The following is a 23,638-nucleotide window of genomic DNA, read 5'->3' as shown; positions in this document are numbered from 1 at the left end:
CTGCGGTTGCCTGCGCGGCGCTCGGTCAGAGCGCCTGCACGGCGGCGGCCTCGGCCGCGAGGCCGGCCCGATAACGGTCGAGGAAGGCGGCGAACCCGGCGACGTCCTCAGGATCAGGATCGACGGTGTCGAACCCGGCGTCGGCGAAGACGTGCTCGTTCAGATAGACGCCGAGATCGGGTGCGGATGCGGCGCCCGAGCGTGCGGTGAGGTACGACGCGAGCACGGCGATGCCCCAGGCTCCGCCTTCCGACGCGGTCTCGCCGATGGCGACTGGAGCGTCGAGTGCGCCGGCGAGCAGGCGCTGGGCGACGCCGGCGGTGCGGAAGATGCCACCGTGGGCGAACATCCTGTCGAGGGCGACGCCCTCGTCGGCCAGCACGCGCATGCCGAGGCTGAGGGTGCCGTAGACGCCGTAGACCTGCGCGCGCATGAAGTTGGCGAGGGTGAAGTCGCTGTCGGGGGTGCGCACGACGAGCGGGCGCCCCTCGGAGAGTCCGGCGATGGGCTCCCCGGCGAGGTGGTTGTAGGCGATGATGCCACCGGCATCCGCCTCTCCGTCGAGGGCTTCCCGGAGCAGCACACCGAAGGCGGCATCGCTGTCGACTGGAGCACCGGATGCTGCAGCGAAGCGGGTGAACAGGCTGACCCATGCGGCCAGCTCGCTGGCGCCGTTGTTGCAGTGCACCATCGCGACGGGGTCGCCGGCCGGAGTCGTGACGAGGTCGAGCTCGTGGTGGACCTGCTCGAGCGGACCCTCGAGCACGACCATGGCGAAGATGCTGGTGCCGGCACTGACGTTGCCGGTGCGCGGAGCGACCGAGTTGGTCGCGACCATGCCTGTGCCGGCGTCGCCCTCGGGCGGGCAGAGCGGCGCGCCGGGCTTCAGTGCACCGGACGGGTCGAGCAGCGCGGCGCCGGCCTCAGTCAGTGCTCCGCCGGACTCGCCTGCGGGAAGGGCCTCGGGGAGGAGTTCGGAGATGCGGAGCTGCGGAGCCCGCTCGGCGACCAGGCCGTCGTAGATCGCGATGAGGCCGGCGTCGTAGTCGTGGGTGGCCGCATCGATCGGGAACATGCCGGAGGCGTCGCCGACGCCGATCACCTTGCGCCCGGTGAGGCGCCAGTGCACGTAACCGGCGAGGGTGGTGACGAAGGCGACGTCGGGGACGTGGGCCTCGTGGTCGAGCACAGCCTGGTGCAGGTGGGCGATCGACCAGCGCAGCGGGATGTTCACGCCGAAGGCCTCGCTGAGCTCGGCGGCGGCGGGACCCGTCGAGGTGTTGCGCCAGGTACGGAACGGAACCAGCAGCTCGTCGTCGGCGTCGAATGCGAGGTAGCCGTGCATCATCGCCGAGACGCCGATGGCGCCGAACGTCGCGGGCTCCACGTCGTAGCGGCTGCGCACCTGGGCGACGAGGTCGGCGTAGGCGGCCTGCAGGCCGGCCCACACGGAGTCGATGGAGTAGGTCCAGACGCGGTCGACGAACTGGTTCTCCCACTCGTGGCTGCCGACGGCGAGAACGTCGCTCGGGTCCTCGCCGATGAGGCAGGCCTTGATGCGGGTGGATCCGAACTCGATGCCGAGCGAGGTGCGGCCGTCGAGGATCGCCGTGCGGGCGGCATCCGTGGTTCCGGTGGTGGCGTTCATCGTCGCGCATCCCCCGACTGCCCGTAGACGTTCTGGTAGCGGTCGAAGAGGCTGTCGATGGCCTGCTGCGGGATGGGGATGAGCGGCCCGGCCTCGCGGGCGTAGTGCACGGTGCGGGCGACGTCCTCGACCATGACCGCGGCCTTGACGGCGTCCTTCGCGTCCTTGCCGATGGTGAACGGGCCGTGGTTCTGCATGAGTACGGCGCGCGAGCGGTGACCGGACAGAGTCTCGACGATGCCGCGGCCGATGGAGTCGTCGCCGATGATCGCGAACGGGCCCACCGGGATCGGGCCGCCGAACTCATCGGCCATCGCGGTGATCACGCAGGGGATCTCCTCGCCGCGTGCGGCCCAGGCCACGGCGAAGGTGGAGTGGGTGTGCACGACGCCGCCGACCTCGGGCATGTTGCGGTAGACGTAGGCGTGGGCGGCGGTGTCGCTCGACGGGCTGCGGTCGGAACCCGGCGTGCCGGGCACGACGGCGCCGTCGAGGTCGCAGAGGATCATGTTCTCGGGAGCGAGGTCGTCATAGGAGACGCCTGACGGCTTGATGACGAAGAGGTCGGCGCCGGGAACGCGTCCGGAGACGTTGCCGCCGGTCCAGACGATGAGGCCGTAGCGGGTGAGCTCGGAGTGCAGGGATGAGACGTCCTGGCGCACCTGCGCGATGGCGGCTTCGATCTCGGCGCTGAAGACGGAGCGCTCGATGCTCTCCTGGCCGGATGCTGATACCACCGTCGCAACTCCCTTGTCGTGATGCACGCCGACGCACCACGAGACGGCGGCGTCGGGGTCGTTCGCTTCGTTAGCGCTAACAACCTCCGCCTATGTTAGCGCTAACGAAGGTGGTCGGCGCAAGTCGTCGGATCACGATCCGGGCACTGTGACCAAGCTGTGACCTGCACGCGCATTAAGAGGGGTACGGAACGGCCACCCGGTCCCCCGCAACGCCCCGACTTCGCGCCCCACGCCGAGTTGCCCACTTCCGCCAGTGCGGCCGCCTCCGCACTGGCGGAAGTGGGCAACTCGCGGCGCGCGTTCGCGATTGGGCGACGCCCGGCGGGACGCGGGACCCCCGGCAGAACGCAGGACGGCCCCCGCTCCGAGGAGCGGGGGCCGTCGAGTGACGTGCGATGACTGCTTAGGAAGCGGCCTTCACGATGTCGAGGAGGTTCGGGTTGTTCGCGTAAGCGTCAGCCGCGTTCTCCTTGGTCACGATGACCGGAGCCAGCAGGTAGGCCGGAACGACCTTCACGCCGTTGTCGTACTGCTCGGTGTCGTTGACCTCGGCGTCATCGCCCTTCTGGAGCTGGCCGATCATCTTGATCGTCTGCTCAACCAGGAGGGAGGTGTCCTTGTTGATGGTGGAGTACTGCTCGCCGGCCATGATCGACTTGACCGACTCGACCTCGGAGTCCTGACCGGTGACGGTGACCTTCGAGATGTCCTTACCGGCCTGCTTGGTCGACGTGATGATCGCGCGAGCCAGCGTGTCGTTCGGGGACAGGACGCCGTCGATGGCGTCGCTCGAGTAGTTCGCCGTGAGCAGCGAGTCCATGCGGCTCTGGGCGTTCTCAGCCTTCCAGCCCTGGGTAGCCGTCTGGGCGACCTCGGTCTGGCCCGACTTCACGACGAGGGTTCCGTCGTCGATCTTCGGCTGGAGCACGTCCATCGCACCGTTGAAGAACACGGCGGCGTTGGCGTCGTCGGGCGAGCCCGAGAACAGCTCGATGTTCCACGGAGCAGCGTGACCCGAGCGCTTCTCGAGACCCTCGAGGAGAGCCTGGCCTTGGAGCTGGCCGACCTTGAAGTTGTCGAACGCGACGTAGTAGTCGACGTTCGGCGTGTTCTCGATGAGGCGGTCGTACGCGATGACCTTGACGCCGGCGTCGGCAGCCTGCTGCAGCTGGGTGCCGAGCTGCTTGCCGTCCTTCGCGCCGATGACGATGACCTTCGCGCCGTTGGTGACCATCGACGAGATCTGGTTCTGCTGCTCAGCAACGGTGTTGCTGGCGGGTGCGTACTGCACGTCGGGCTTGAAGCCGGCTGCCTTGAGGCCGTCTTCGAACAGTCCGCCGGCGAGAACCCAGTTCTCCGACGTCTTGTCGGGGAGGGCGACGCCGATGGTGGAGTCGGCAGCGAAGCCCTTGGCGGAGTCGGTCGACCCGCCGGTGCTTCCGCCGCGGTCGGACGAGCAGCCCGACAGTGCCAGTGCGGCGGCAGCCGCGACTGCGACTGTTGCCAAAGCGATCTTCTTCATTGATTTCACTTTCTCTTGGTGGTGGTGGTGCGTTGGGAGGTGGTGCCGGTTCTGGGGTGTCAGTGACGCAGCGACTCGGCCGAGGCGTTGTCGTTGGTCGGGAGCACGGTGCCGCTCGACTCGAGCACGGGCTCGTCGGCGACGGCGCGTGCCTTGCGGCGCTGCGACCAGATGCCGAGGATCGACGGGCGACCCTGGCGCTTGCTCCAGACGTCGACGCCGACGGCGATCAGCAGCACGAGGCCCTTGATGATCTGCACCAGGTCGGCGCCGGCTCCGATGAGCTGCAGGCCGTTGTTGAGGAAGGCCATGACCAGACCACCGACGATGGAGCCGATGACGGTACCGATACCGCCGGAGACCGCCGCGCCACCGATGAAGACCGAGGCGATGGCGTCGAGCTCCCAGCCGTTGCCGTCCTGGGGTCCGGATGCCGTGGAGCGGGCGACGAAGATCATGCCGGCCAGCGAGGCGAGCACCGACATGTTCATCATCACGAAGAAGTCGACCCGGCGGTCCTTGACGCCCGAGAGCGTCGCGGCCAGGCGGTTACCGCCGACGGCGTAGATGTGGCGGCCGCCGATGGTGCTGCGGGTGATGAACGAGTAGAGGATCACCAGGGCGACCAGGATGATGCCCGAGATCGGGAAGCTGGTTCCCACACGACCCGTGGCGAAGAGCCAGGCCGCGACGAGGATGACTCCGGCGAGGAGGACGACCTTGACGACCGACACCCAGACGGGCGACGACTCGGAACCCATCTTCTTCTGCACTCGACGGATGTGCCACTCGTTGTAGACGATCCAGGCAGCGCCGAGGACGCCGAGGATCATCGTGCCCGTGCTGAACGGGAACGGGCCGAAGTCGGGGATGTAGCCGGCGCCGATGAAGGTGAACTCCGGCGGAACGGCGACGGACGTCGACTGACCGATGAACTGGTTGCCACCGCGGAAGATGAGCATGCCGGCCAACGTCACGATGAACGCCGGCACTCCGATATAGGCCACCCAGAAGCCCTGCCAGGCGCCGATCGCGGCACCGACGACGAGGCCGAGCACGATCGCCAGCGGCCAGGGGAGGTTCCAGTCGGCCATGGCCTTAGCGACCACGATGCCCGTGAACGCGGCGACCGAGCCGACGGAGAGGTCGATGTGACCCGCGATGATCACCATGACCATGCCGATGGCGAGGATCAGGATGTACGAGTACTGGTTGACGACGTTGATGAGGTTCGTCGGCGACAGCGTGAGCCCGTTCGTCCAGATCTGGAAGACGACGATGATCAGGATCAGGCTGCCCAGGATGCCGAACTGGCGCAGGTTGGACTGGCCGCCACCGAACATCTTCTTGATGTCGGCGAAGCCGCCGCTCTTCTTCGTCGAGCTGGTTTCGGTGCTCATCAGTTCTGAACTCTCTTCCGTGCGGAGGTCATGCTCTTCATCAGGGTTTCGGGGTTGGCATCCGTCACGGGGATGTCACCGGTGATCTGGCCTTCGAAGACGGTGTAGATGCGGTCGGCGATGCCGAGGAGTTCGGGGAGCTCGCTCGAGATGAGGATCACGCCCTTCCCCTGAGCGGCCAGCGCCTGGATGATCGTGTAGATCTCGTACTTGGCTCCCACGTCGATGCCGCGGGTGGGTTCGTCGAGGATCAGCAGGTCGGGGTCGGTGAACATCCACTTGGCGAGGACGACCTTCTGCTGGTTGCCGCCGGAGAGCTTGCCCACTCCCATGTCGACGCTCGGCGCCTTGATGCGCAGCGACTTGCGGTACTCCTCGGCGACCTTGTACTCGCGCATGTCGTCGACGACCTGGCCACGCGAGATCTTCTTGAGCTTGGCCGAGACGATCGACGCCTTGATGTCGTCGAGCAGGTTGAGGCCGAGAACCTTGCGGTCCTCGCTCACGTAGGCGAGGCCGGCATCGATCGCCTGCGACACGTCGCGGAGTTCGATCTCCTCGCCGTCCTTGACGATCGTGCCCGAGACGAAGCTGCCGTAGGAGCGGCCGAAGAGGCTCATGGCGAGCTCGGTGCGGCCGGCGCCCATGAGGCCGGCGAGGCCGACGATCTCGCCGCGGCGCACGTAGAGGTTGGAGCCCTTGACGACGAGACGCTCGGCCACCTGCGGGTGCTGGATCGTCCAGTCCTTGACCTCGAAGAACACCTCGCCGATGTTCGGGGTGCGGTCGGGGAAGCGACTCTCGAGGCTGCGGCCGACCATGCCGCGGATGATGCGGTCCTCGTTGATCTCGCCGGCGGCGATGTCGAGGGTCTCGATGGTCTTGCCGTCGCGGATGATCGTGATGGTGTCGGCGACCTGCTCGATCTCGTTCAGCTTGTGCGAGATCATGATCGACGCGATGCCCTTGCCCTTCAGGCCCCGGATGAGGTCCAGCAGGTGCTGCGAGTCGTTCTCGTTGAGCGCTGCGGTCGGCTCGTCGAGGATGAGGAGCTTGACGTCCTTGTTGAGGGCCTTGGCGATCTCGACGAGCTGCTGCTTGCCGACGCCGATGTTCTTGATCTGGCGGTCGGGGTCCTCGTCGAGGCCGACGCGGGCGAGGAGCTCGGTGGCCTTCGCCTTCGCCTCGACCCAGTCGATCACGCCGTGCCTGGCCAGCTCGTTGCCGAGGAAGATGTTCTCGGTGATCGAGAGCTCGGGGATGAGCGCCAGCTCCTGGTGGATGATGACGATGCCCGCGTTCTCGCTCGAGCGGATGTCCTTGAACTCCACCTTCTCGCCGCGGAAGACGATCTCCCCCGTGTAGGTACCGGCCGGGTAGACACCCGACAGCACCTTCATGAGCGTGGACTTGCCTGCGCCGTTCTCGCCGCAGATGGCGTGGACCTCGGCTGCGTTCACCGTGAGGGAGACATCCGCCAGCGCCTTGACGCCGGGGAACTCCTTGGTGATCGAGCGCATCTCGAGGATGGGGTGCTGCTCAGACGGCATCGCTTGACTGTCCCTTCGAACCGTGGCTGAACTTGGAATCGGCCGCACCCGCATCGCGAGTGTCCGTCGCCATGGACAGGGCGACCGCAGGGCGGCCGGGCTGCAACATGAAGCTCACGGGCTGACTCCGATGTCAAAGGGATGGGTCGGAATTTCTGATGTGACGGTCGTGTGACCGTTCACATCGCGTCTCATAGTGCCTCCACGGCGAAGCAGTGTCAAGTTGAGTTCGAGTCACACTTTCGTAACGGCTCAGTAATGAACGAGGGCCGCGTGCACGGGCCCGCTCGAGCCGCGCACCACCAGCGACGGCACGATCTCCTCGCTCGATGTCACCGGCTCTCCGCGGAGTTCGCCGAGCAGCAGGGCGACAGCGCGGCGACCCACCTCGCGGAACTCCTGGTGCACCGTCGTGAGAGGCGGCGACACGTGCTGTGCCACCGGGATGTCGTCGAAGCCCACGACGCTCACGTCGTGGGGAACGTCGAGGCCGGCATCCCGGAACGCGTGCATGAGGCCGATGGCCATCAGGTCGTTCGCCGCGAACACAGCGCTGAAGTCCCTGTAGCGGCTCAGCTCCCGGCCCGCGTAGTAGCCGAAGTCGGCTGTCCAGTCGCCGAGGATCGGCGGATGCGTGCGCAGGTCGGACTCGATGATCGCGTCGAGGAATCCGCGCATGCGCGCCTCGGCCTCGATCCAGTCCTGGGGTCCGGCGAGGTGCACGATCTCGTGATGACCGAGGTCGATGAGGTGTTGGGTGGCCGCGCGAGCTCCGGCGATCTGGTCGACGGCGAGGGCGCGATGATCGCTCTGTCCCGTCGACTGCAGGCTGACATACGGGATGTCGATGGCCATGCCCGCGAGCACGTCGAAGACGCGCACCTGCGGGGCCATCACGATCAGGCCCTCGACGTCCTGCAGCACCAGGTGCTTGAGAGCGTCGACGATGGCGGCTGGCGTCGATGCGGCCAGGTTCGCCGTGTTGACGAAGTACCCGGCCTCGCGGGCGGCGTCCTCGATGGCGGCGATGCTCGACGACGGGCCGTACTCCCCCGTGGTCGCCGACAGCACGCCGATGGTGCGGGACCGGCTGGTGACCAACGCCCTTGCGGCCCGATTGGGCCGGTACTTCAAGGCCTCCATGGCGTCGAGCACCCGCTGCCGGGTCTCGTCCCTGATGCTCGGATGCCCGTTCAGCACCCTGGAGACGGTCTGGTGCGAGACCTCCGCAAGGCGCGCGACATCGCGGATCGAGGGCGCTCGCCCCTTCTGCGGCTCAGGCGACATTGTCAGACCGATCGGATGTTCACGTTCACATGGAAAAGCTCAGATCAATTATGCACATGAGCGGCGGATGCGAAAGTTCGCGATGTGACAGTCACATCGCGCGGATCGTGTGACGGCACGACATCCGACGCGCGGGATCCGCCCCGCAGCGCACATTTGCCGCGCGCGTCATCTGTCTCCGACTACGGCTGCCGACGCCTCACGCGGGCCCCGAGAACCACGGCGGCCAGCCCGCAGGCCGCGGCCACGACGAAGGCGGCCGTGAATCCGGCGCTCGTCTGGGATGGGGAGGCCGACGCCGCATCGGCTCCGGCAGCCGTGACGACGGCCAGTGCCGTTGCGGCCAGCGCCGCCGCGGCCCCGAGAGCGTCGGCGATGGCCAACGCCGAGCTGTTGGCGCCCTGGTTGCCCAGGTCGGAGTACTCGAGGGTCAGCACCGAGAGCCGCGGATAGCCGAATCCCATGCCCACCCCGGCAAGAACCCAGCCCACGATCGCCAGCCAAGGCGGCAGGTGCATCGCGCTGGTGGCGCCCACGACGACGATGCCCGCGAACAGTCCCGTGGCTCCCCACCGCACCACGTCGGCGCTGGCGATGCCGTTCCCGGCACGCCCCTGCAGGTACGAGCCGAACGCCCAGGCCACGCCGGCTCCGGTGAGGGCGAGCCCGGCGAACGCTGCCGGGTAGTCGTACTGCTTCTGGAGCAGGTACGGCACGTAGGCCTCGGCCCCGAAGAACGCAGCGGCCATGAGCAGGCGCACCAGCACGACCGACGGCAGGCCCCAGGCCGACCGGAGGGTGCCGGTCGGCACGAGCGGCCTGAGGGCGAGGATCGCCACGGCGACGGCGACGATCGCAACGGCCCAGCGCAGCACCCCGTCGAGCTCGGCCGTGAGGGTGAGCGCCAGCACCGCCGACGCCGCGAGCACCGACCAGCCGAGGCGTACCGGCGTCCAGCGCGGGGCCGTGCTCGCTGCATCCGTCAGCCGACCGCGGAGGGCGACACCCACCATGGCGAGGGCGGCCGCGACGAGGGCGACGACACCGAGGAACACCCAGCGCCAGCCCAGAGTCTCGGCCACGGCGCCGGCGATGACGGGACCGACCAGCGACGGCACGACCCAGGCTGCAGCGAAGGACGCGAAGATGCGCGGATGCCGCTCCTCGGGGTAGACCCGCGCCACGATCACGTAGATGGGCACCGTGATGGCGCCGCCGCCGATGCCCTGGATGATGCGGCCACCGATGAACACGGGCATCGTCGGGGCCAGCCCGGCGATGAGCAGGCCCACTGTGAGGGCGATGACCGCGGCATAGAGGGGCGCCCGCGGACCGCGCCTGTCGGCCCAGTCGCCGGCGAGGATCATGCCGATGACGCCGGCGGCGATGGGGGCCGAGAACGCGAGGGCGTAGGCGTTGGCGCCGTCGAGATCGGCCGTCACCAGCGGCATCGCCGTCATGATGGCGAGGGACTCGAAGGCACTCAACACGATGAGCGAGATCAGTCCGACCAGCACCCACCGCGAAGGCCGGGCGATCCGGGTGGCGGTCGACTCGGCCTCGCCTGCTTGAGGAGGCTCGGGCGTACTCCGCGCCAGCTGTGCCTCGACCTGCGCCCGGGCGGCGTCGGCGTCGGGTTCGGTGCTCACTCGTTCGATTTTAGGACGATCGTCGCCACCGTCGAGAACGGAGTTCGTGCGGTTGTCACCCTCCACGCACCCGCGAGAACTCCGGTCTCGGCCCCGCGCCGCCGCACTCGGCAGGCGCCCAGCGCGGGAGTGGCGTCAGAACTCCTCGTTGGTCTCGGGGTCGCCGCCCCAGAGGCGGCCGCGCTCGAGCGAGGAGATGGTGTTCACCTCGTCATCGCTCAGCTCGAAGTCGAACACGTCGAGGTTCGCGCGCTGACGAGCCGCATCCGCCGACTTCGGAATGGGAATGGAGCCGAGCTGCACGTGCCAGCGCAGCACGACCTGCGTCGCGGTCACGCCGTGACTGTCGGCGATGGCCGCGAGGAACGGCTCTTTCGTGAGCTCGCTGCGGTTGGCGAGAGGGCTCCACGACTCGGTGCGGATTCCATGCCGCTCATGGAATGCACGGAGGGCGGCCTGTGGGAAGTACGGATGCAGCTCGACCTGGTTGACGGCCGGAGCGACCCCGGTCTCGCCGATGATGCGCTCGAGGTGCTCCTCGGTGAAGTTGCTCACGCCGATGGACCGCACCTTGCCCTCGTCCCGCAGCGCGATCATGGCGCGCCAGGTATCGAGGTACTTGTCGACCCGAGGCAGCGGCCAGTGGATGAGGTACAGGTCGATGACGTCGAGGCCGAGGTTGGTGGAGGACTCGGCGAAGCTGCCGAAGGTCTCGTCGTAGCCATGGTGGCGTCCGGGGATCTTCGAGGTCACGACGAGCTCGTCGCGGTCGATGCCCGACACGCGGATGCCGTCGCCGACCTCGCGCTCGTTCTCGTAGTTGAGCGCCGTGTCGAGCAGCCTGTAGCCGCTGCCGATGGCGGCGGCCACGGCCTCGGTGCCCGCCGGCCCTCGCAGGCCGTAGGTGCCGAGCCCGATCACGGGGATCGAGGACTGGTCGTTCAGGGTGTACGTCGGAATCTCAGCCATACGTCCATCCTCTGTCGAGCCGGCGACGGATGCGAGGGGTTGCGTAACATCCCGGTCGCCCGGCTCTGCCGACGGTGGGCGGGGTCAGCGACGCTCATCCGAGCTCGGCGAAGGCCCGCACCGGGAAGGTGCCGAAGTCGGCGACCTTGGGTGGCACGGCGGTGAAGCGCGCGCCGCGGGCGGGAACAGCGCCGAGGTTGGTGAGGTGCTCCACGACGTGGATGCCGGCGTCGAGCAGCAGGCTGTGCGCCGGGCGCTCTCCCCCGCTCTCGGTGTCATCGATGTTGAGCGCGTCGATGCCCACGAGTGTCACGCCGGCGTCGACGAGGTGGCGCACGCCGGCCTCGGTCAGGAAGGGCGAGCCCGTCGCGTAGGCGGGCCGGCCGAAGTGCACGTCCCATCCCGTGTGCAGCAGCACGGCCGAGCCGGCGAGGTCCCGGTCGAAGAACACGGAGGCCGGGATGCCGCGCGTGGCGGCATCCGTTCCCCAATCGACGTCGTCGAGGTGGAAGACCTCGGCGCGCAGGCCCACCAACGTCGACAGGTCGAGGCCCGCGAGGTCGGTTCCACCCTCGTAGCGGTGGAACGGGCTGTCGATGTACGTGCCGGTGTTGCCGATCATCGTGATCAGGTCCATGGCGAACTCGGTGCCCGGCGCGTACTTCGCGCGCGAATCCTCGCGGGTGAGGTGCGGCGTGATCACCGGTGCGGGAAGCCCGGGGTAGGTGACGAGCCCCGCAGAGACCGTGTGGCTGAGGTCGACGACATGACGGGCGACGGATGCCGCGACATCAGCGCCCCGGGATCCCTTGTGCTGCTCCTCGGCGATGCTCAGCCCGGTGATGTCGACGCGCTCGACGAGGGCGAGGCCCAGGTGGCGCACGAAGAGCTCGGTGAGCTGGGCCTCGGTCACGTTCGCCGACGGCAGGTCGAGGCGGAAATCGCTCACGCGGAGGTCGCCTCCGTTGATGAAGGCGACCTCGGCGTCGAAGCGGGCGCGGAAATCCGTCATGTCGTTCTCACTCTCGTTCTGCGTTTGATGAGTCCGACGACGACGGCCGCGAGGGCCAGCACCGCCGGGATGATGAGGTTCGGACCGGCGAGCACGAGCAGGCCGATCGTCAGCACGGTCGAGATCACGGCCATCCACCAGCCGAGGCTCCAGGTGGCGAGAAGTCGCATGGCGGCGACCATGCCGATGGCGTAGATGGCGGCCATGCTGCTGGTGTGCACGAGGATGAACGGCGTGAGCTCGAAGCCTGTCGCCGCCATCAGCGCGTAGTAGACGCTGATGAGCACCGCGACGACGGCGAGGCTGCGGCGCGGGATGCCGCCATCCTCCACGCCTCGGGCCAGCCAGCGGGGCAGGTCGCCATCGCGGCCGAGCGAGGCGCCGAGCTTGCCGAAGGCGCCGAGGTAGGCGTTGACGACTCCGGCCACGACGACGGCCGCAATGACGGCGACGAGGAACGGTCCGTAGCCCGGTGCCCCATCGGCGACGAGGTCGACGAGCGGTGTCGCGCTCGTACCCGCGGCGTCTCCGAGAACGGCGACAGTGACGAACTGCAGAGCGAGGTAGGCGGCTCCGACCACGACGACGGCGATGGCCGTGGCGATCGGGATGACACGACGGGGGTTCCGGAACTCCCCGGCGATGTGGGTGCCGACCTCCCACCCGGCGAAGGCCCAGAGGAAGAGACTGATGGCCGTGCCGATGCCGGCGATGCCGTGCGGCAGGAAGGGCTGGAAGTTCGCGGCATCCGACTGCGGAAAGCTGATCGCCACCACGCCCACGACGACGACCAGGAGCAGGGCCGTGAGCACCAGCTGCAGGGCGCCCGAGACCCGCACCCCGAAGAAGTTGATGACGAAGGGCGGCACGAAGATCGCGATGCCGATCCAGGCGACGGCCGCATGGTCGATGCCGAGCACCGCGACGACGTACTCGGCACCGAGCACGCCGACGACGGGGGCGCCGACGCAGACGCCGAAGTAGAACCAGTAGCCGGCCATGCGCGCCCAGGTGTCGCCGAGGGCCCGACGCGCGTAGCTGGCCACGCCGCCGGGGTCGGGGAAGCGCGAGGCCAGGGCGGCGAAGGTGCCGGCGAGCGGGATCGAGAGAAGGAACACCGCCGCCACCGCGATGATCGAGGCCGGACCGGCGACGGATGCGGCGAGCCCGGGCAGCACCAGGATGCCCGTGCCGAGCACCGCGGCGATGTAGAGCGCCGTGCCGCGAGCGAGGCCGAGGGAACCGTGGTGCTCGTGGGTATCCGCGCTCACTGGGGAATCGATGACGGTGCTGCTCACCCGTCCACTATGCCCGACGGGCGACCCCCGCGGCACTGGCAGGAACGACGTTGTTCATCGATATCCTGCCATTGGAAGGTCAGTCGGTGGCGAGGTCCTTCGCGTCGACGCTCATGTACCACTCGGAGTAGCGCGAGGCGCGACCGTCACCGGCGAACTCGATGACCCACAGGTTCTCGTAGCTCCGGCCGTCGGTGTAGTCGGTGCGTCCGCGGATCACCGCAGTCGTCGGGGTGACGACCACCGGCTGCCAGCTGAAGCCGTGGTCGCCGGGTTCATCTCCCGCGCCCAGCCACCACTCCACGATGGCGCCGTGGCCGACCGCGGGTCTCACGTGGGGCGCCGGGTAGTACTCGGCATCCTCGGTGAACAGGGCTCGGATGTGGTCGGGCCGGTTCGAGTCCCAGGCACGCAGGTAGCGGGCCATCCACTCCTCATGCATCGCCGTCGTCATGGCCGGCATCCGCGGGATCCGACGATCTCAGTCGTCGGATGCCGGAAGGGTCGCACCCTTCGGCCCGGAACCATCGGCCGGAACCTCGACCCACCACTCGGTGAAGCGGCTGGCCCGTCCACCGGGTTCGAAGTCGATGATCCAGAGGTTGTGGTACCCCTCGCGCTCCCGATAGTCGGTGTAGCCCTGGATCACGGCGCGAGCCGGAGTGACCGACACGGGTTCCCAGCGGAAGGTGTAATCGCCGGGCTCATCGCGGGCGTCCTCCCACCACGCGAGGATCGCATCGATACCGGCCTTGGCCGGCCGGCCCGGCAACGTGTAGTACTCGGCGTCGTCGGTGAAGAGGGCACGGATGTCGTCGGGGTCGTTCGAGTCCCACGCGCGCAGGTAGGCGTCCATCCAGTCGTTGATCGGTTCGCTCATGGTTCCGTTCTACCCCGTGGAGCCGACATCGCGCACGGGGTTGATTCCGCCCGGATGCGCTTCGGGCGCCGACTCCAGCGGCCGATGCGCCGGTCTCAGCGAGCGGAACCCTCCAGCGCCTGCAGCACGTCGGCGACGAGGTCGTCCACGTCTTCGATGCCGACCGAGAGCCGCACGATGTTCTCCGGCACCTCGAGCTCGGTGCCCTTCACCGACGCGTGGGTCATCGCCGACGGGTAGTTCACCAGGGACTCCACGCCGCCGAGCGACTCGGCCAGCTGGAACACCTCGAGCGACTCGGCGAAGGCCCTGGCGGCATCCGCCCCTCCGACCACGGCGATCGAGAGCATGCCGCCGAAGGCCGACATCTGCCGCGCGGCCAGCTCGTGACCGGGGTGCGAGGGCAGGCCCGGGTAGTAGACGGCCTCAAGCGCCGAGTGGCCGACGAGGGCCTCCGCGATGGCCTGGGCGTTCGCGGAGTGGCGCTGCATCCGCACGTCGAGGGTCTTGATGCCGCGGATGGTGAGGAACGCGTCCATCGGCGCCGAGACCGGGCCGGCCGCGAACTGCAGGAACTTGACCTTCTCGTGCAGCTCGTCGTCGTTGATGACCAGGCCGCCGCCGATGACGTCGGAGTGGCCGCCGAGGTACTTGGTGGTGGAGTGCACGACGACGTCGGCTCCGAGCGCCATCGGCTGCTGCAGGGCGGGCGAGGCGAAGGTGTTGTCGACGACGACGATCGCTCCGGCCTCATGACCGATCTCGACGAGGGCGGCGACGTCGCTGATCTTCATGAGCGGATTGGACGGCGTCTCGATCCACAGGATGCGGGTGGCATCCGTCGCCACCGCAGCCTTGACGGCATCGAGATCGGCGAGGTCGACGGGAGTGTTCCGGATGCCCCAGGCTCCGTGCACGCGATTGATGAGGCGGTAGGTGCCGCCGTAGACGTCGTTGCCCAGCACGACGTGGTCACCCGGCTGGAGCACTGCGCGCAGCAGGGTGTCCTCGGCGGCGAGTCCCGACGCGAAGGAGAGGCCGTGCTTCCCGCCCTCGAGCGCGGCGAGCAGCGTCTCGAGCGAGGTGCGCGTCGGGTTGCCGGAGCGGGCGTACTCGTAGCCGCCGCGCAGCTGGCCGATGCTCTCCTGCACGAAGGTGGACGTCTGGTAGATCGGCGGGATGACGGCGCCGGTCGTGGGATCGAACTCCTGCCCGGCGTGGATGGCGCGGGTGGCGAAGCGGTCTGAGGTTGTCACTGTGTTCTCCTAGGCGCCCAGGTAGCTGAGCAGGTCGGACCGGGTGACGACGCCGAGCACCTTGCCGCCGTCGGTCACGAGCAGCGCGGGCTTGGTGGCGAATGCCGCGCGCGCGGCGGCGACGGGCTCGTTCACGCCGATGAGCTGCAGCGGCTCGCCGATCACCGAGGCCACCTTGTCGGTGAGCTTCACCTTGCCGGCGAAGACCAGCTCCATGAGCTCCTCGTCGTGGATGGCACCCGAGACCTCACCGAGCACGACGGGCGGCTCGGCGTTCAGCACCAGCAGCTGCGAAACCCCGGTCTCGGTCATGCGGTCGATGGCGTCGCGGATGGTGTCGTCGGGATGCGTGAACACGAGCGGCTCGGTGCGTCCGGCCTTCGTGGCCAGCAGGTTCGCGACGGTGTGCCCCGTCGGCGCATTGCTGAAGCCGTAGGACCGCAGCCACTTGTCGTTGAAGATCTTGGCCAGGTAGCCGCGACCGCCGTCGGGCAGCAGCACCACGACCACGGCATCCGCCGGCAACTCCTTGGCGACCTGGAGGGCTGCGACCACGGCCATGCCGCTCGATCCGCCGACGAGGATGCCCTCCTCGAGGGCGAGCCGGCGCGTCATGGCGAAGGCCTCGGCATCGGTCACGGCGATGATCTCGTGCGGAACGCTCGGGTCGTAGGCGGAGGGCCAGAAGTCCTCGCCGACGCCCTCCACCAGGTAGGGGCGACCGGTGCCGCCGGAGTAGACCGAGCCCTCGGGGTCGGCTCCGATGATGCGGACCGTGTCCGACTGCTCACGGAGGAACCGCCCGGTGCCGGTGATGGTGCCGCCGGTACCGACGCCGGCCACGAAGTGCGTGACGCGGCCATCCGTGTCCCGCCAGATCTCGGGGCCCGTCGTCTCGTAGTGGCTGAGCGGACCGTTGGGGTTGGAGTACTGGTCGGGCTTGAACGCGCCCGGAATCTCCTTCACGAGCCGGTCGGAGACGCTGTAGTACGACTCAGGATGCTCGGGCGGGACGGATGTCGGAGTCACGACCACCTCGGCGCCGTACGCCGTGAGCACGTTGCGCTTGTCCTCGCCCACCTTGTCGGGCAGCACGAAGACGCAGCGGTAGCCGCGCTGCTGGGCGACGAGGGCGAGGCCGACGCCGGTGTTGCCGGAGGTCGGCTCGACGATGGTGCCGCCCGGCTTGAGCTTGCCCTCGCGTTCGGCGGCATCGATGATCCTGGTGGCGATGCGGTCCTTGGCCGATCCGCCGGGGTTCAGGTACTCGAGCTTCACGAGCACGGTCGCGGCGATGCCGTCGGTGACCCGGTTGAGCTTGACGAGCGGGGTGTTGCCGACGAGGTCGACGATGGTCTGTGCGTAGTGCATCCGTGTTGTCCTAACGGTCGTGCTGCGCGTCGTCGCGCAGGCACAGGGAAATGGTCGCGAGGGAACTCAGCGAGGACAACACGAGCAGGAGAGGTTCACCCCCTCACTCTAACGAATGACGGATACGCCGGGCCGGGCCGATTCGCCCACAGCGCGGTCGTTCCTTCGGCGCGCGCTCGGAATCCCGGGCGCGCGCCGAAGAATCTGCAGCGCCGGCGTCTCAGTCGACGTCGATCGGCGCCGTCGCCTGCTGCGAGTAGAGCTCGGCGTAGGTGCCGCCGGCGGCGAGGAGTTCGGCGTGGGTTCCACTCTCGACGATGCGCCCGGCCTCGACGACGAAGATCACGTCGGCGTCGATGACGGTGGAGAGCCTGTGGGCGATGGCGATGGTGGTGCGGCCCCGCGCGGCACCGTCGATGGCGGCCTGCACCACGCGCTCGGAGATGGTGTCGAGGGCGCTCGTTGCCTCGTCGAGCACGAGCACCTCCGGGTCCTTCAGCAGCACCCGCGCGATGGCGATGCGCTGCTTCTCTCCGCCCGAGAGCCTGTAGCCGCGCTCCCCCACCACTGTCGCGTAGCCGTCGGGGAAGCTGTCGATGGTGGCGTGGATGTTGGCGGCTCTGGCCGCTGCCTCGAGTTCGGCATCCGTCGCCTCGGGCTTGGCGTAGCGCAGGTTCTCGGCGATGGTCGCGTGGAAGAGGTACGTCTCCTGGCTGACGATGCCGATGTGATCGACGAGGGAGGACTGCGAGAGCTCCCGCACGTCGACGCCCGAGAACCTGACGGCGCCGGCGCTCACGTCGTAGAGGCGCGGAACCAGGTAGGAGACCGTGGTCTTCCCGGCACCGCTCGGACCGACGAAGGCGGCGAACTGGCCCCGCTCGATGGTGAACGAGACGTCGTCGAGGGTCGGATGCGCCAGGCCGGCGTCATCCGGATACGAGAACGACACGTGATCGAACTCGACCCGGCCGAGCGAGTCGTCCCGCGGCACGGCGCGGGCGTCTGGTGCGTCGGTGATGGCCGGTTCGAGGTCGAGGTACTCGAAGATGCGGGCGAACAGGGCGCCGGAGGTCTGCAGGTCGAGGGCGACCCTCATGAGGCCGATGAGCGGGAACATCAGGCGCGACTGCACTGTCGTGAAAGCCACGATGGTGCCGGCAGTGATGGTGTCGGAACCGTTGGCGGCGAGCACGCCGGCGAGCAGGTAGACGATCGCCGGGATGCTGGAGAGGAACACGCTGACGAGCGCGAAGAACCACTGGCCGCTCATCGACTGGCGCACCTGCAGCGAGATCTGGTTGCGATTCTCCTGGGTGTAGCGCTCGGTCTCGGCCTGCTGCCTGGCGAAGCTCTTCGACAGCAGGATGCCGGAGACGCTGAGGGTCTCCTGCGTGATGGCCGTCATCTCTGACAGCGACTCCTGCGTCTTCCCGGCGATGCGCGCGCGCACCTGGCCGACCCGGCGCTGCGCGATCACCATGAACGGCATCAGCACGACGGCGACCACGGTGAGCTTCCAGTCGAGCAGCAGCATCGCCACCAGCGCCGAGATCACCGTGACGGTGTTGCCGAGCACGCTCGACACCGTGTTGGTGAGCACGTTGGCCACGCCGCCGACGTCGTTCTGCAGGCGCGACTGGATGATGCCCGTCTTCGTGCGGGTGAAGAAGCCGAGCTCCATCGACTGCAGGTGGCCGAACATGCGCACCCTGAGGTCGCCCATAACCTTGTTGCCGACCGTGGCGGTGAGGTAGCTCTGCCAGACGCCGAGCAGCGAGCTCACGATGTAGATGGCGATCATGACGGCCACGATCCTGCCCAGGACGGGCAGGTTCGGGATGCCGCTCGGGGGGAACAGCCCCTCGTCGAAGGCGCGCTGCGTGAGCAGCGGGGGCACCACGGCGAGAGCCGCCGTGATGAGCACGAGCGACGCCGTGAGGATCAGCGCCATCCGGTGCGGTGCGAACAGCGCCATGATGCGGTGGCCGAGGTGCGGGATGCGCGGGGCGTCGGCGTTCGCCGCCTTCTGCGCCTGGATGTCGACGGGCCCGTGACGGGGAGCACTGCTCGCCGTGCCGCCGTCGCCGGCGCGCCTGGAACCGCCACGCATCCCGCCGCCCATGCTCATGGATTCAGCCTAGGCGCGCCGGCGGCGGCATCCGTTGCCGAGCTCGCACCGGCCGCCGGCGGCGACCGCCGGCACCGACGGAGGACGGTTGCAGGATAAGAGCCGACTCAGCCGCATATCGCGCCCGAGTCGGCTCTCATCCTGCAATGCGGAGCCGCTAGCCCTTCGTGGAACCGGCCAGCAGTCCGCGCACGAAGTAGCGCTGCAGGCTGAAGAAGACGATGAGCGGCACCACGAGCGAGATGAAGGCCGCGGCGGTGAGGCGTTGCCACTCCTGCCCTCTGTTGCCTGTGAGCTCGGCCAATCGTTGGGTCAGAGGAGCGACATCCGGAGTTCCGCCGGAGAACACGAGGGCCACCAGCAGGTCGTTCCACACCCAGAGGAACTGGAAGATGGCGAACGACGCGAGGATCGGCACCGACAGCGGCAGGATGATCCGGAGGAAGATCTGGCCATGGTTGGCGCCATCGACGCGTGCAGCCTCGATGAGCTCGCCCGGGATCTCCGAGATGAAGTTGTGCAGCAGGAAGATCGCCAGCGGCAGGCCGAAGATGGTGTGCGCGATCCAGACCTGCACGTACGACTGCTCCGGGATGATCGGAATGATGTCGTGCACCCAGCGCTGGATCGGCAGGATCCACGTCGTGAACATCTGCAGCAGCGGAATGAGCGCCATCTGCAGCGGCACGATCTGGAGCGCGAAGATGATGATGAAGATCCAGCCGGCGCCCTTGAACGGGATCCAGGCCAAGGCGTAGGCGGCCATCGCGGCGAGCACAGTCGCGAAGACCACCACGGGGATGGTGATGGCGAGCGAGTTGACGAAGTAGGCGCCGAGCTGCGGCGACGAGGACGACGCCGAGAACAGCACCTCCTTGTAGTTGTCCAGCGTGAAGCCCGGGTTCTGGAAGATCGTCCACCAGCCGGTGGTCTTGATGAGCTCCTCGGGCCGGAACGACGAGATGAACAGGCCGAACGTGGGGATGATCCAGATCACGGCGATGACGAGCGACACTACTGTCGCGGTGCGCGACGTGAGGCGCTTCTTGACGCGCTTGGCCTTCGAACCGTCGGCGTTGAAGCCGCGCTGGAATTCCTTCTTGGTCTCGTCGTCGAGGGGGATTTCGACCGGTGTGTAGGTCATCGGATCTCCTTCTGCTTACGGAGCACGCGGACGTTGTAGACCACGATGGGCAGCACCAGCACGAACAGGATGAGGGCGAGAGCCGAGCCGCGGCCGGGCTCGAGGGCGCGGAACGCCTGCGTGTACATCTCGTTGGCCACGACGCTGGTCTCGAAGTTTCCGCCGGTCATGGTGCGCACGATGTCGAAGACCTTGAGGGTGGCGATGGAGATGGTGGTCACGACGACGACGAGGGCACCGCGGATGCCGGGGAGCACGACGTTCGTGAAGCGCTGCCAGCCATTCGTTCCATCGAGCTCGGCCGCCTCGAGCTGCTCGGCCGGTATGCCCTTGATGGACGCGGAGAGCACGACCACCGCGAAGCCGGTCTGCACCCAGATCATGACGATGATGAGCAGGATCGTGTTCAGAGGGGCCGTCTGCAACCAGAGCACGGGCTCCTGGCCGAACCAGACGAGGATCTGGTTGAGGAGGCCGATCTGGTCGCGGCCCTCCGGGCGGTACTCGTAGACGAACTTCCAGATGATGCCGGCGCCGACGAAGGAGATGGCGAATGGCATGAAGATGAGTGACTTGTAGATCTTCTCGCCACGGGAGCGGTCGATGAAGTTGGCGTAGGCCAGGCCGATGACCGTCGAGACCGTGGGTACCAGGATGACCCAGATGATGGTGTTGCGGAGGGTGACGAGAGCCTCGGGCTGGGTGAACATCCAGACGAAGTTGTCGAGGCCCACGAACTGGCCGGTCTTGTCGGCGAACGCCGCGCCAGCGGTGCGGATGGCCGGATAGACCAGCCCGATGCCCAGCAGGATCACGGCCGGGGCGAGGAACGCGATGAGCTGCAGTACGTCGCGACCGCGCTTGGGCGCCTTGTCGATGAAGAACAGGATCAATCCGACGACGGCTGCGAAGATCGCGATACCACCGACCAGCTGGATGATCTTTCCGATGAGATCGGAGGTCGTCATGTACGGGTCTCCTCTTCTTTGAGGTGCAGCGGGGCCGCGCGGCTGGCCGCGCGGCCCCACTGACTCAGATGTTATTGCAACAGGAGTCTGACGACTACTGCGGCCAGCTGTCCTGAATGAACTTCGTCGTGTCTGCGGTGGACTTGCCACCGATCCAGTCGACCATGCCCTTCCAGAACGACCCGGCTCCCACGGCGCCCGGCATGAGGTCCGAGGCGTCGAAGCGGAAGGTCGTCTTGGGATCCTGCAGCGTCGCGACGGCCGTCTTCAGCAGTTCGCTGGAGGCGTTCTCGGGGTCGAGGCCGTTGTTGGCGCTGATCACGCCGCCGAGCTTGACGCGGTTGTTCGCCCACGTGTCGCTCGAGAGGTACGTCTGCAGTGCATCGACCTCCTTGGCGTCGCGGTACTTGCCCACGATCTCGCCACCACCGGTGACGGCGTTGGCTCCAGCCTCGGTACCGGGAAGCAGGAACGCCCAGACGTCGCCGTCTTCAGCGACGGTCGTTCCCTTGGGCCAGAAGCCCTCGTAGAACGTCGCCTGGTGGTGCAGGGCGCAGGTGCCGTCGAGGATCGGGAGGCCGGCGTCGCCGAACTCCGTCGTCGCGATCGAGTCGACGCCGCCCAGGCCGCCGTTGACGTTCGCAGGCTCGCGGATGTAGGAGCCGACGTCATCGAACGCCTGCTGGATCTGCGGGTCGGTGAACTTGACGTCGTTGGTCACCCACTGGTCGTAGACGTCGGGGCCCGACTCGCGGAGCACGAAGTCCTCCACCCAGTCGGTGCCCGGCCATCCGGTCGCGTCACCGGACGCGAAGCCGACGCACCAGGGCTTGTCGACCTTGCCGGAGCTCGCGATGTCCTTGGTAAGGGTGGCGAGCTCGTCGAGAGTGGTCGGCACCTTCCAGCCGTTGTCGGAGAACATGGTCGGCGAGTACCAGACGTAGCCCTTGACGCTCGCCATCAGCGGCGCGCCCCAGATCTCGTCCTTGACGGTGCCGTACTTCTGCCAGTCCTCCGACCAGAACTTCTTGGCGTTGTCGACGACGGCCTGAGCCGGCTTCTTGATGTATCCGCCATCGACCTGGGCTGCGAACAGTCCGGGCTGGGGGAAGATCGCGATGTCGGGCGGGTTTCCGCCCTGGGCGCGCACGTTGATCTGCGTCTCGAATTCCTTGCTCGGCTCGTACTTCACGTCGATGCCGGTGCAGGTCTCGAAGTCCTTCCAGGACTCGTTCAGAAGGTCTGCTTCCGTGTCGCTGATCGTGCCGTAGACACTGACTTCAGTGCCCGAATCGAAGCTTCCGTACGACTCGTAGGGGCTGCAATCGGTGTCGGCCTTGTTGCCGGCGGCCTCGTCACCGGTACAACCGGTGAGAGCCAGTCCGACGACGGCTGCTGCGGCCATGGGAATCAACAGACGGCGATGCCGCGTGAGTCTCATTTCTCATCTCCTCATTGAGTATGTGTGCAGGGAGAACTGGGGAACCGGTTCCAGACGCCACGGTAGCGCGTCGCCCGCCCGAGGCACAAGGTTGTGGGATCACGAATCGATCTCCTTCGACGGATGCGCGGGAAACGGGCGAGAGAGCGTTTGCATGCGCCGCTCCCGTGCATGCGAACGCACGGAGAACGCGCCTGAGATCGGTTCCAGAAAAGCGCCTCGAACGCTATGATCGGCTCCAGTCATGCCGACCGAGGAAGTGAGGCAGATGAGCGCCATCGCCGATGTGGCACGCCTGGCCGGGGTCTCGAAGGCCACGGCGTCCCGCGCGCTCAGCGGGCGGGGGTACGTCGCCGATGAGACCCGCCTGCGCGTGCAGGGTGCTGCATCCGAACTCGGCTACATCGCCTCCCCCAACGCCGCGAGCCTGGTGACAGGACGCACGAAGAACATCGGGGTGATCATCCCGTTCGTGAACCGCTGGTTCTTCGGCGAGGTCCTGGAGGGCGTCGAACGCGAGTTGCTCGCCGCGGGCTACGACCTGACCCTCTACAACGTGACCAGCGACCTGGCCCAGCGCAGCCAGATCTTCGAGTTCTTCCTGGCGCGCAAGCGCGTGGACGCCGTCATCGCCGTCGGCGTCGAGCTGTCTCTCGACGAGGTGGAACGCCTGCACAGGTTCGGCAAGCCCGTCGTCGGCATCGGTGGCCCGATCGCCCACGCCACGACCATCGCGATCGACGACGTGGCAGCGTCCCGTCTGGCCACCGAGCACCTGCTCAGTCTCGGGCACACCCGCATCGCGCACATCGGCGGCAATCAGGCGCAGCAGATGGACTTCTCCGTGCACGGCAAGAGGCTGCGCGGCTTCGAGCTCGCGATGCAGGCGGCCGGGCTGCCGACGACAGACACGTTCTGGCCGACCGAGCTCAGCATGCCGGGCGGCTATGCCGTCGCCCTGCAGGTGCTCGGCGACCCACGCCATCGCCCGACGGCCATCTTCGCCGCCTGCGACGAGGTGGCCTTCGGCACCATCCTGGCCGCGCAGCGCCTCGGCGTCGACGTGCCGCGCGACCTCTCGATCACGGGCATCGACGATCACGAGTACGCGGCGATGTTCGGCCTCACCACTGTCGTACAGGCACCGCGGGAGCAGGGTCGACTGGCTGTCGCCGCCGTCCTGCGGCTGCTGGAAACGGATGCGGCGGAGCAGCCCGGCGGCGAGACCATCCTGCCGTCGCGGCTGGTGGTGCGCAGCTCCACGACGGCCGCGGTGCCCGTGCCCGTCGCCGGTCGCTGACCGAGCGGGGCTCACACGCCGAGACCGGAGTCCCTGTGGGTGCGCAGCGTGGCACACCCGCAGGAACTCCGG

At 67.8% G+C, this 23,638-nt stretch carries 19 protein-coding genes; 1 reads left to right on the top strand and 18 read right to left on the bottom strand.

Features of this window, described 5'->3' with window-relative positions; all coding sequences use genetic code 11:
* Positions 1 to 25 precede the first annotated feature (25 nt).
* From ASF30_RS18030 to ASF30_RS17945, 18 genes are all read right to left on the bottom strand, one after another.
* The gene (locus ASF30_RS18030; protein ID WP_055909902.1) at positions 26 to 1,648 is read right to left on the bottom strand and encodes a xylulokinase; all 1,623 of its coding nucleotides are present in this window, start codon (positions 1,646 to 1,648) and stop codon (positions 26 to 28) included.
* Positions 1,645 to 2,358 carry an L-ribulose-5-phosphate 4-epimerase gene (locus ASF30_RS18025; protein ID WP_055910515.1) on the bottom strand — a complete coding sequence of 238 codons (714 nt, stop codon included), beginning with the start codon at positions 2,356 to 2,358 and terminating at the stop codon, positions 1,645 to 1,647. The genes ASF30_RS18030 and ASF30_RS18025 overlap by 4 nt, the downstream gene beginning before the upstream one ends.
* 433 nt (positions 2,359 to 2,791) lie before the next feature.
* Entirely contained in the window at positions 2,792 to 3,910 is a 1,119-nt protein-coding gene (locus ASF30_RS18020) for a substrate-binding domain-containing protein (protein ID WP_055909899.1), read from the bottom strand.
* A gap of 59 nt (positions 3,911 to 3,969) precedes the next feature.
* The gene (mmsB, locus tag ASF30_RS18015) at positions 3,970 to 5,310 is read right to left on the bottom strand and encodes a multiple monosaccharide ABC transporter permease (RefSeq protein ID WP_055909894.1); all 1,341 of its coding nucleotides are present in this window, start codon (positions 5,308 to 5,310) and stop codon (positions 3,970 to 3,972) included.
* On the bottom strand, positions 5,310 to 6,860 hold the full coding sequence (gene mmsA, locus ASF30_RS18010) for a multiple monosaccharide ABC transporter ATP-binding protein (RefSeq protein WP_055909892.1): 1,551 nt from the start codon (positions 6,858 to 6,860) through the stop codon (positions 5,310 to 5,312). The genes mmsB and mmsA overlap by 1 nt, the downstream gene beginning before the upstream one ends.
* A gap of 252 nt (positions 6,861 to 7,112) precedes the next feature.
* A complete protein-coding gene (locus ASF30_RS18005) occupies positions 7,113 to 8,147 on the bottom strand; it encodes a LacI family DNA-binding transcriptional regulator (protein WP_055909889.1) in 1,035 nt (344 codons plus the stop codon).
* Positions 8,148 to 8,329: 182 nt separating this feature from the next.
* Positions 8,330 to 9,796, bottom strand: coding sequence for an MFS transporter (locus ASF30_RS18000; RefSeq protein WP_055909887.1), 1,467 nt, complete (start codon positions 9,794 to 9,796; stop codon positions 8,330 to 8,332).
* 135 nt (positions 9,797 to 9,931) lie between these two features.
* Positions 9,932 to 10,765 (bottom strand): aldo/keto reductase, encoded by an 834-nt coding sequence (locus ASF30_RS17995; protein ID WP_055909886.1) that lies wholly within the window; start codon positions 10,763 to 10,765, stop codon positions 9,932 to 9,934.
* Positions 10,766 to 10,859: 94 nt separating this feature from the next.
* Positions 10,860 to 11,777 (bottom strand): cyclase family protein, encoded by a 918-nt coding sequence (locus ASF30_RS17990; protein WP_055909884.1) that lies wholly within the window; start codon positions 11,775 to 11,777, stop codon positions 10,860 to 10,862.
* The gene (locus ASF30_RS17985) at positions 11,774 to 13,075 is read right to left on the bottom strand and encodes an APC family permease (RefSeq protein ID WP_235480385.1); all 1,302 of its coding nucleotides are present in this window, start codon (positions 13,073 to 13,075) and stop codon (positions 11,774 to 11,776) included. Before ASF30_RS17985 ends, ASF30_RS17990 begins: the two co-directional genes overlap by 4 nt.
* 79 nt (positions 13,076 to 13,154) lie before the next feature.
* Positions 13,155 to 13,529 carry a nuclear transport factor 2 family protein gene (locus ASF30_RS17980; RefSeq protein WP_055910513.1) on the bottom strand — a complete coding sequence of 125 codons (375 nt, stop codon included), beginning with the start codon at positions 13,527 to 13,529 and terminating at the stop codon, positions 13,155 to 13,157.
* Between the two features lie 27 nt (positions 13,530 to 13,556).
* Positions 13,557 to 13,955, bottom strand: coding sequence for a nuclear transport factor 2 family protein (locus tag ASF30_RS17975; protein WP_055909878.1), 399 nt, complete (start codon positions 13,953 to 13,955; stop codon positions 13,557 to 13,559).
* Positions 13,956 to 14,050: 95 nt separating this feature from the next.
* Positions 14,051 to 15,211 (bottom strand): cystathionine gamma-synthase, encoded by a 1,161-nt coding sequence (locus tag ASF30_RS17970; RefSeq protein WP_055909875.1) that lies wholly within the window; start codon positions 15,209 to 15,211, stop codon positions 14,051 to 14,053.
* Between the two features lie 9 nt (positions 15,212 to 15,220).
* Positions 15,221 to 16,582, bottom strand: coding sequence for a cystathionine beta-synthase (locus ASF30_RS17965; RefSeq protein ID WP_055909872.1), 1,362 nt, complete (start codon positions 16,580 to 16,582; stop codon positions 15,221 to 15,223).
* A 220-nt stretch (positions 16,583 to 16,802) separates the two neighbouring features.
* Positions 16,803 to 18,713: an ABC transporter ATP-binding protein gene (locus ASF30_RS17960; RefSeq protein ID WP_082468027.1), complete on the bottom strand. Its 1,911-nt coding sequence runs from the start codon at positions 18,711 to 18,713 to the stop codon at positions 16,803 to 16,805.
* Positions 18,714 to 18,870: 157 nt separating this feature from the next.
* Complete coding sequence (locus ASF30_RS17955; RefSeq protein ID WP_055909868.1) at positions 18,871 to 19,857, bottom strand: carbohydrate ABC transporter permease; 987 nt, start codon at positions 19,855 to 19,857, stop codon at positions 18,871 to 18,873.
* Positions 19,854 to 20,825: a carbohydrate ABC transporter permease gene (locus ASF30_RS17950; RefSeq protein WP_055909865.1), complete on the bottom strand. Its 972-nt coding sequence runs from the start codon at positions 20,823 to 20,825 to the stop codon at positions 19,854 to 19,856. The genes ASF30_RS17955 and ASF30_RS17950 overlap by 4 nt, the downstream gene beginning before the upstream one ends.
* Before the next feature lie 94 nt (positions 20,826 to 20,919).
* Positions 20,920 to 22,230: an ABC transporter substrate-binding protein gene (locus tag ASF30_RS17945; protein WP_442914981.1), complete on the bottom strand. Its 1,311-nt coding sequence runs from the start codon at positions 22,228 to 22,230 to the stop codon at positions 20,920 to 20,922.
* Positions 22,231 to 22,534: 304 nt separating this feature from the next.
* Between ASF30_RS17945 and ASF30_RS17940 the strand changes: the two genes are divergently transcribed.
* Positions 22,535 to 23,566: a LacI family DNA-binding transcriptional regulator gene (locus tag ASF30_RS17940; RefSeq protein WP_055910507.1), complete on the top strand. Its 1,032-nt coding sequence runs from the start codon at positions 22,535 to 22,537 to the stop codon at positions 23,564 to 23,566.
* Positions 23,567 to 23,638: the final 72 nt, after the last annotated feature.

The organism is Leifsonia sp. Leaf264 (assembly GCF_001422325.1).
In the GTDB taxonomy this organism is placed as follows: domain Bacteria; phylum Actinomycetota; class Actinomycetes; order Actinomycetales; family Microbacteriaceae; genus Orlajensenia.
This window is presented reverse-complemented; position numbering and strand designations above follow the sequence as displayed.

Coding starts and splice junctions, on each gene's coding strand:
- ASF30_RS17940 (WP_055910507.1), top strand. CDS start 22,535: ATGAGCGCCATCGCCGATGTGGCACGCCTGGCCGGGGTCTCGAAGGCC.
- ASF30_RS18020 (WP_055909899.1), bottom strand. CDS start 3,910: ATGAAGAAGATCGCTTTGGCAACAGTCGCAGTCGCGGCTGCCGCCGCA.
- ASF30_RS17950 (WP_055909865.1), bottom strand. CDS start 20,825: ATGACGACCTCCGATCTCATCGGAAAGATCATCCAGCTGGTCGGTGGT.
- ASF30_RS17945 (WP_442914981.1), bottom strand. CDS start 22,230: ATGGCCGCAGCAGCCGTCGTCGGACTGGCTCTCACCGGTTGTACCGGT.
- ASF30_RS17955 (WP_055909868.1), bottom strand. CDS start 19,857: ATGACCTACACACCGGTCGAAATCCCCCTCGACGACGAGACCAAGAAG.
- ASF30_RS17990 (WP_055909884.1), bottom strand. CDS start 11,777: ATGACGGATTTCCGCGCCCGCTTCGACGCCGAGGTCGCCTTCATCAAC.
- ASF30_RS17965 (WP_055909872.1), bottom strand. CDS start 16,582: ATGCACTACGCACAGACCATCGTCGACCTCGTCGGCAACACCCCGCTC.
- ASF30_RS18030 (WP_055909902.1), bottom strand. CDS start 1,648: ATGAACGCCACCACCGGAACCACGGATGCCGCCCGCACGGCGATCCTC.
- ASF30_RS17980 (WP_055910513.1), bottom strand. CDS start 13,529: ATGACGACGGCGATGCATGAGGAGTGGATGGCCCGCTACCTGCGTGCC.
- ASF30_RS18005 (WP_055909889.1), bottom strand. CDS start 8,147: ATGTCGCCTGAGCCGCAGAAGGGGCGAGCGCCCTCGATCCGCGATGTC.
- mmsB (WP_055909894.1), bottom strand. CDS start 5,310: ATGAGCACCGAAACCAGCTCGACGAAGAAGAGCGGCGGCTTCGCCGAC.
- ASF30_RS17995 (WP_055909886.1), bottom strand. CDS start 10,765: ATGGCTGAGATTCCGACGTACACCCTGAACGACCAGTCCTCGATCCCC.
- ASF30_RS17975 (WP_055909878.1), bottom strand. CDS start 13,955: ATGAGCGAACCGATCAACGACTGGATGGACGCCTACCTGCGCGCGTGG.
- mmsA (WP_055909892.1), bottom strand. CDS start 6,860: ATGCCGTCTGAGCAGCACCCCATCCTCGAGATGCGCTCGATCACCAAG.
- ASF30_RS17960 (WP_082468027.1), bottom strand. CDS start 18,713: ATGAGCATGGGCGGCGGGATGCGTGGCGGTTCCAGGCGCGCCGGCGAC.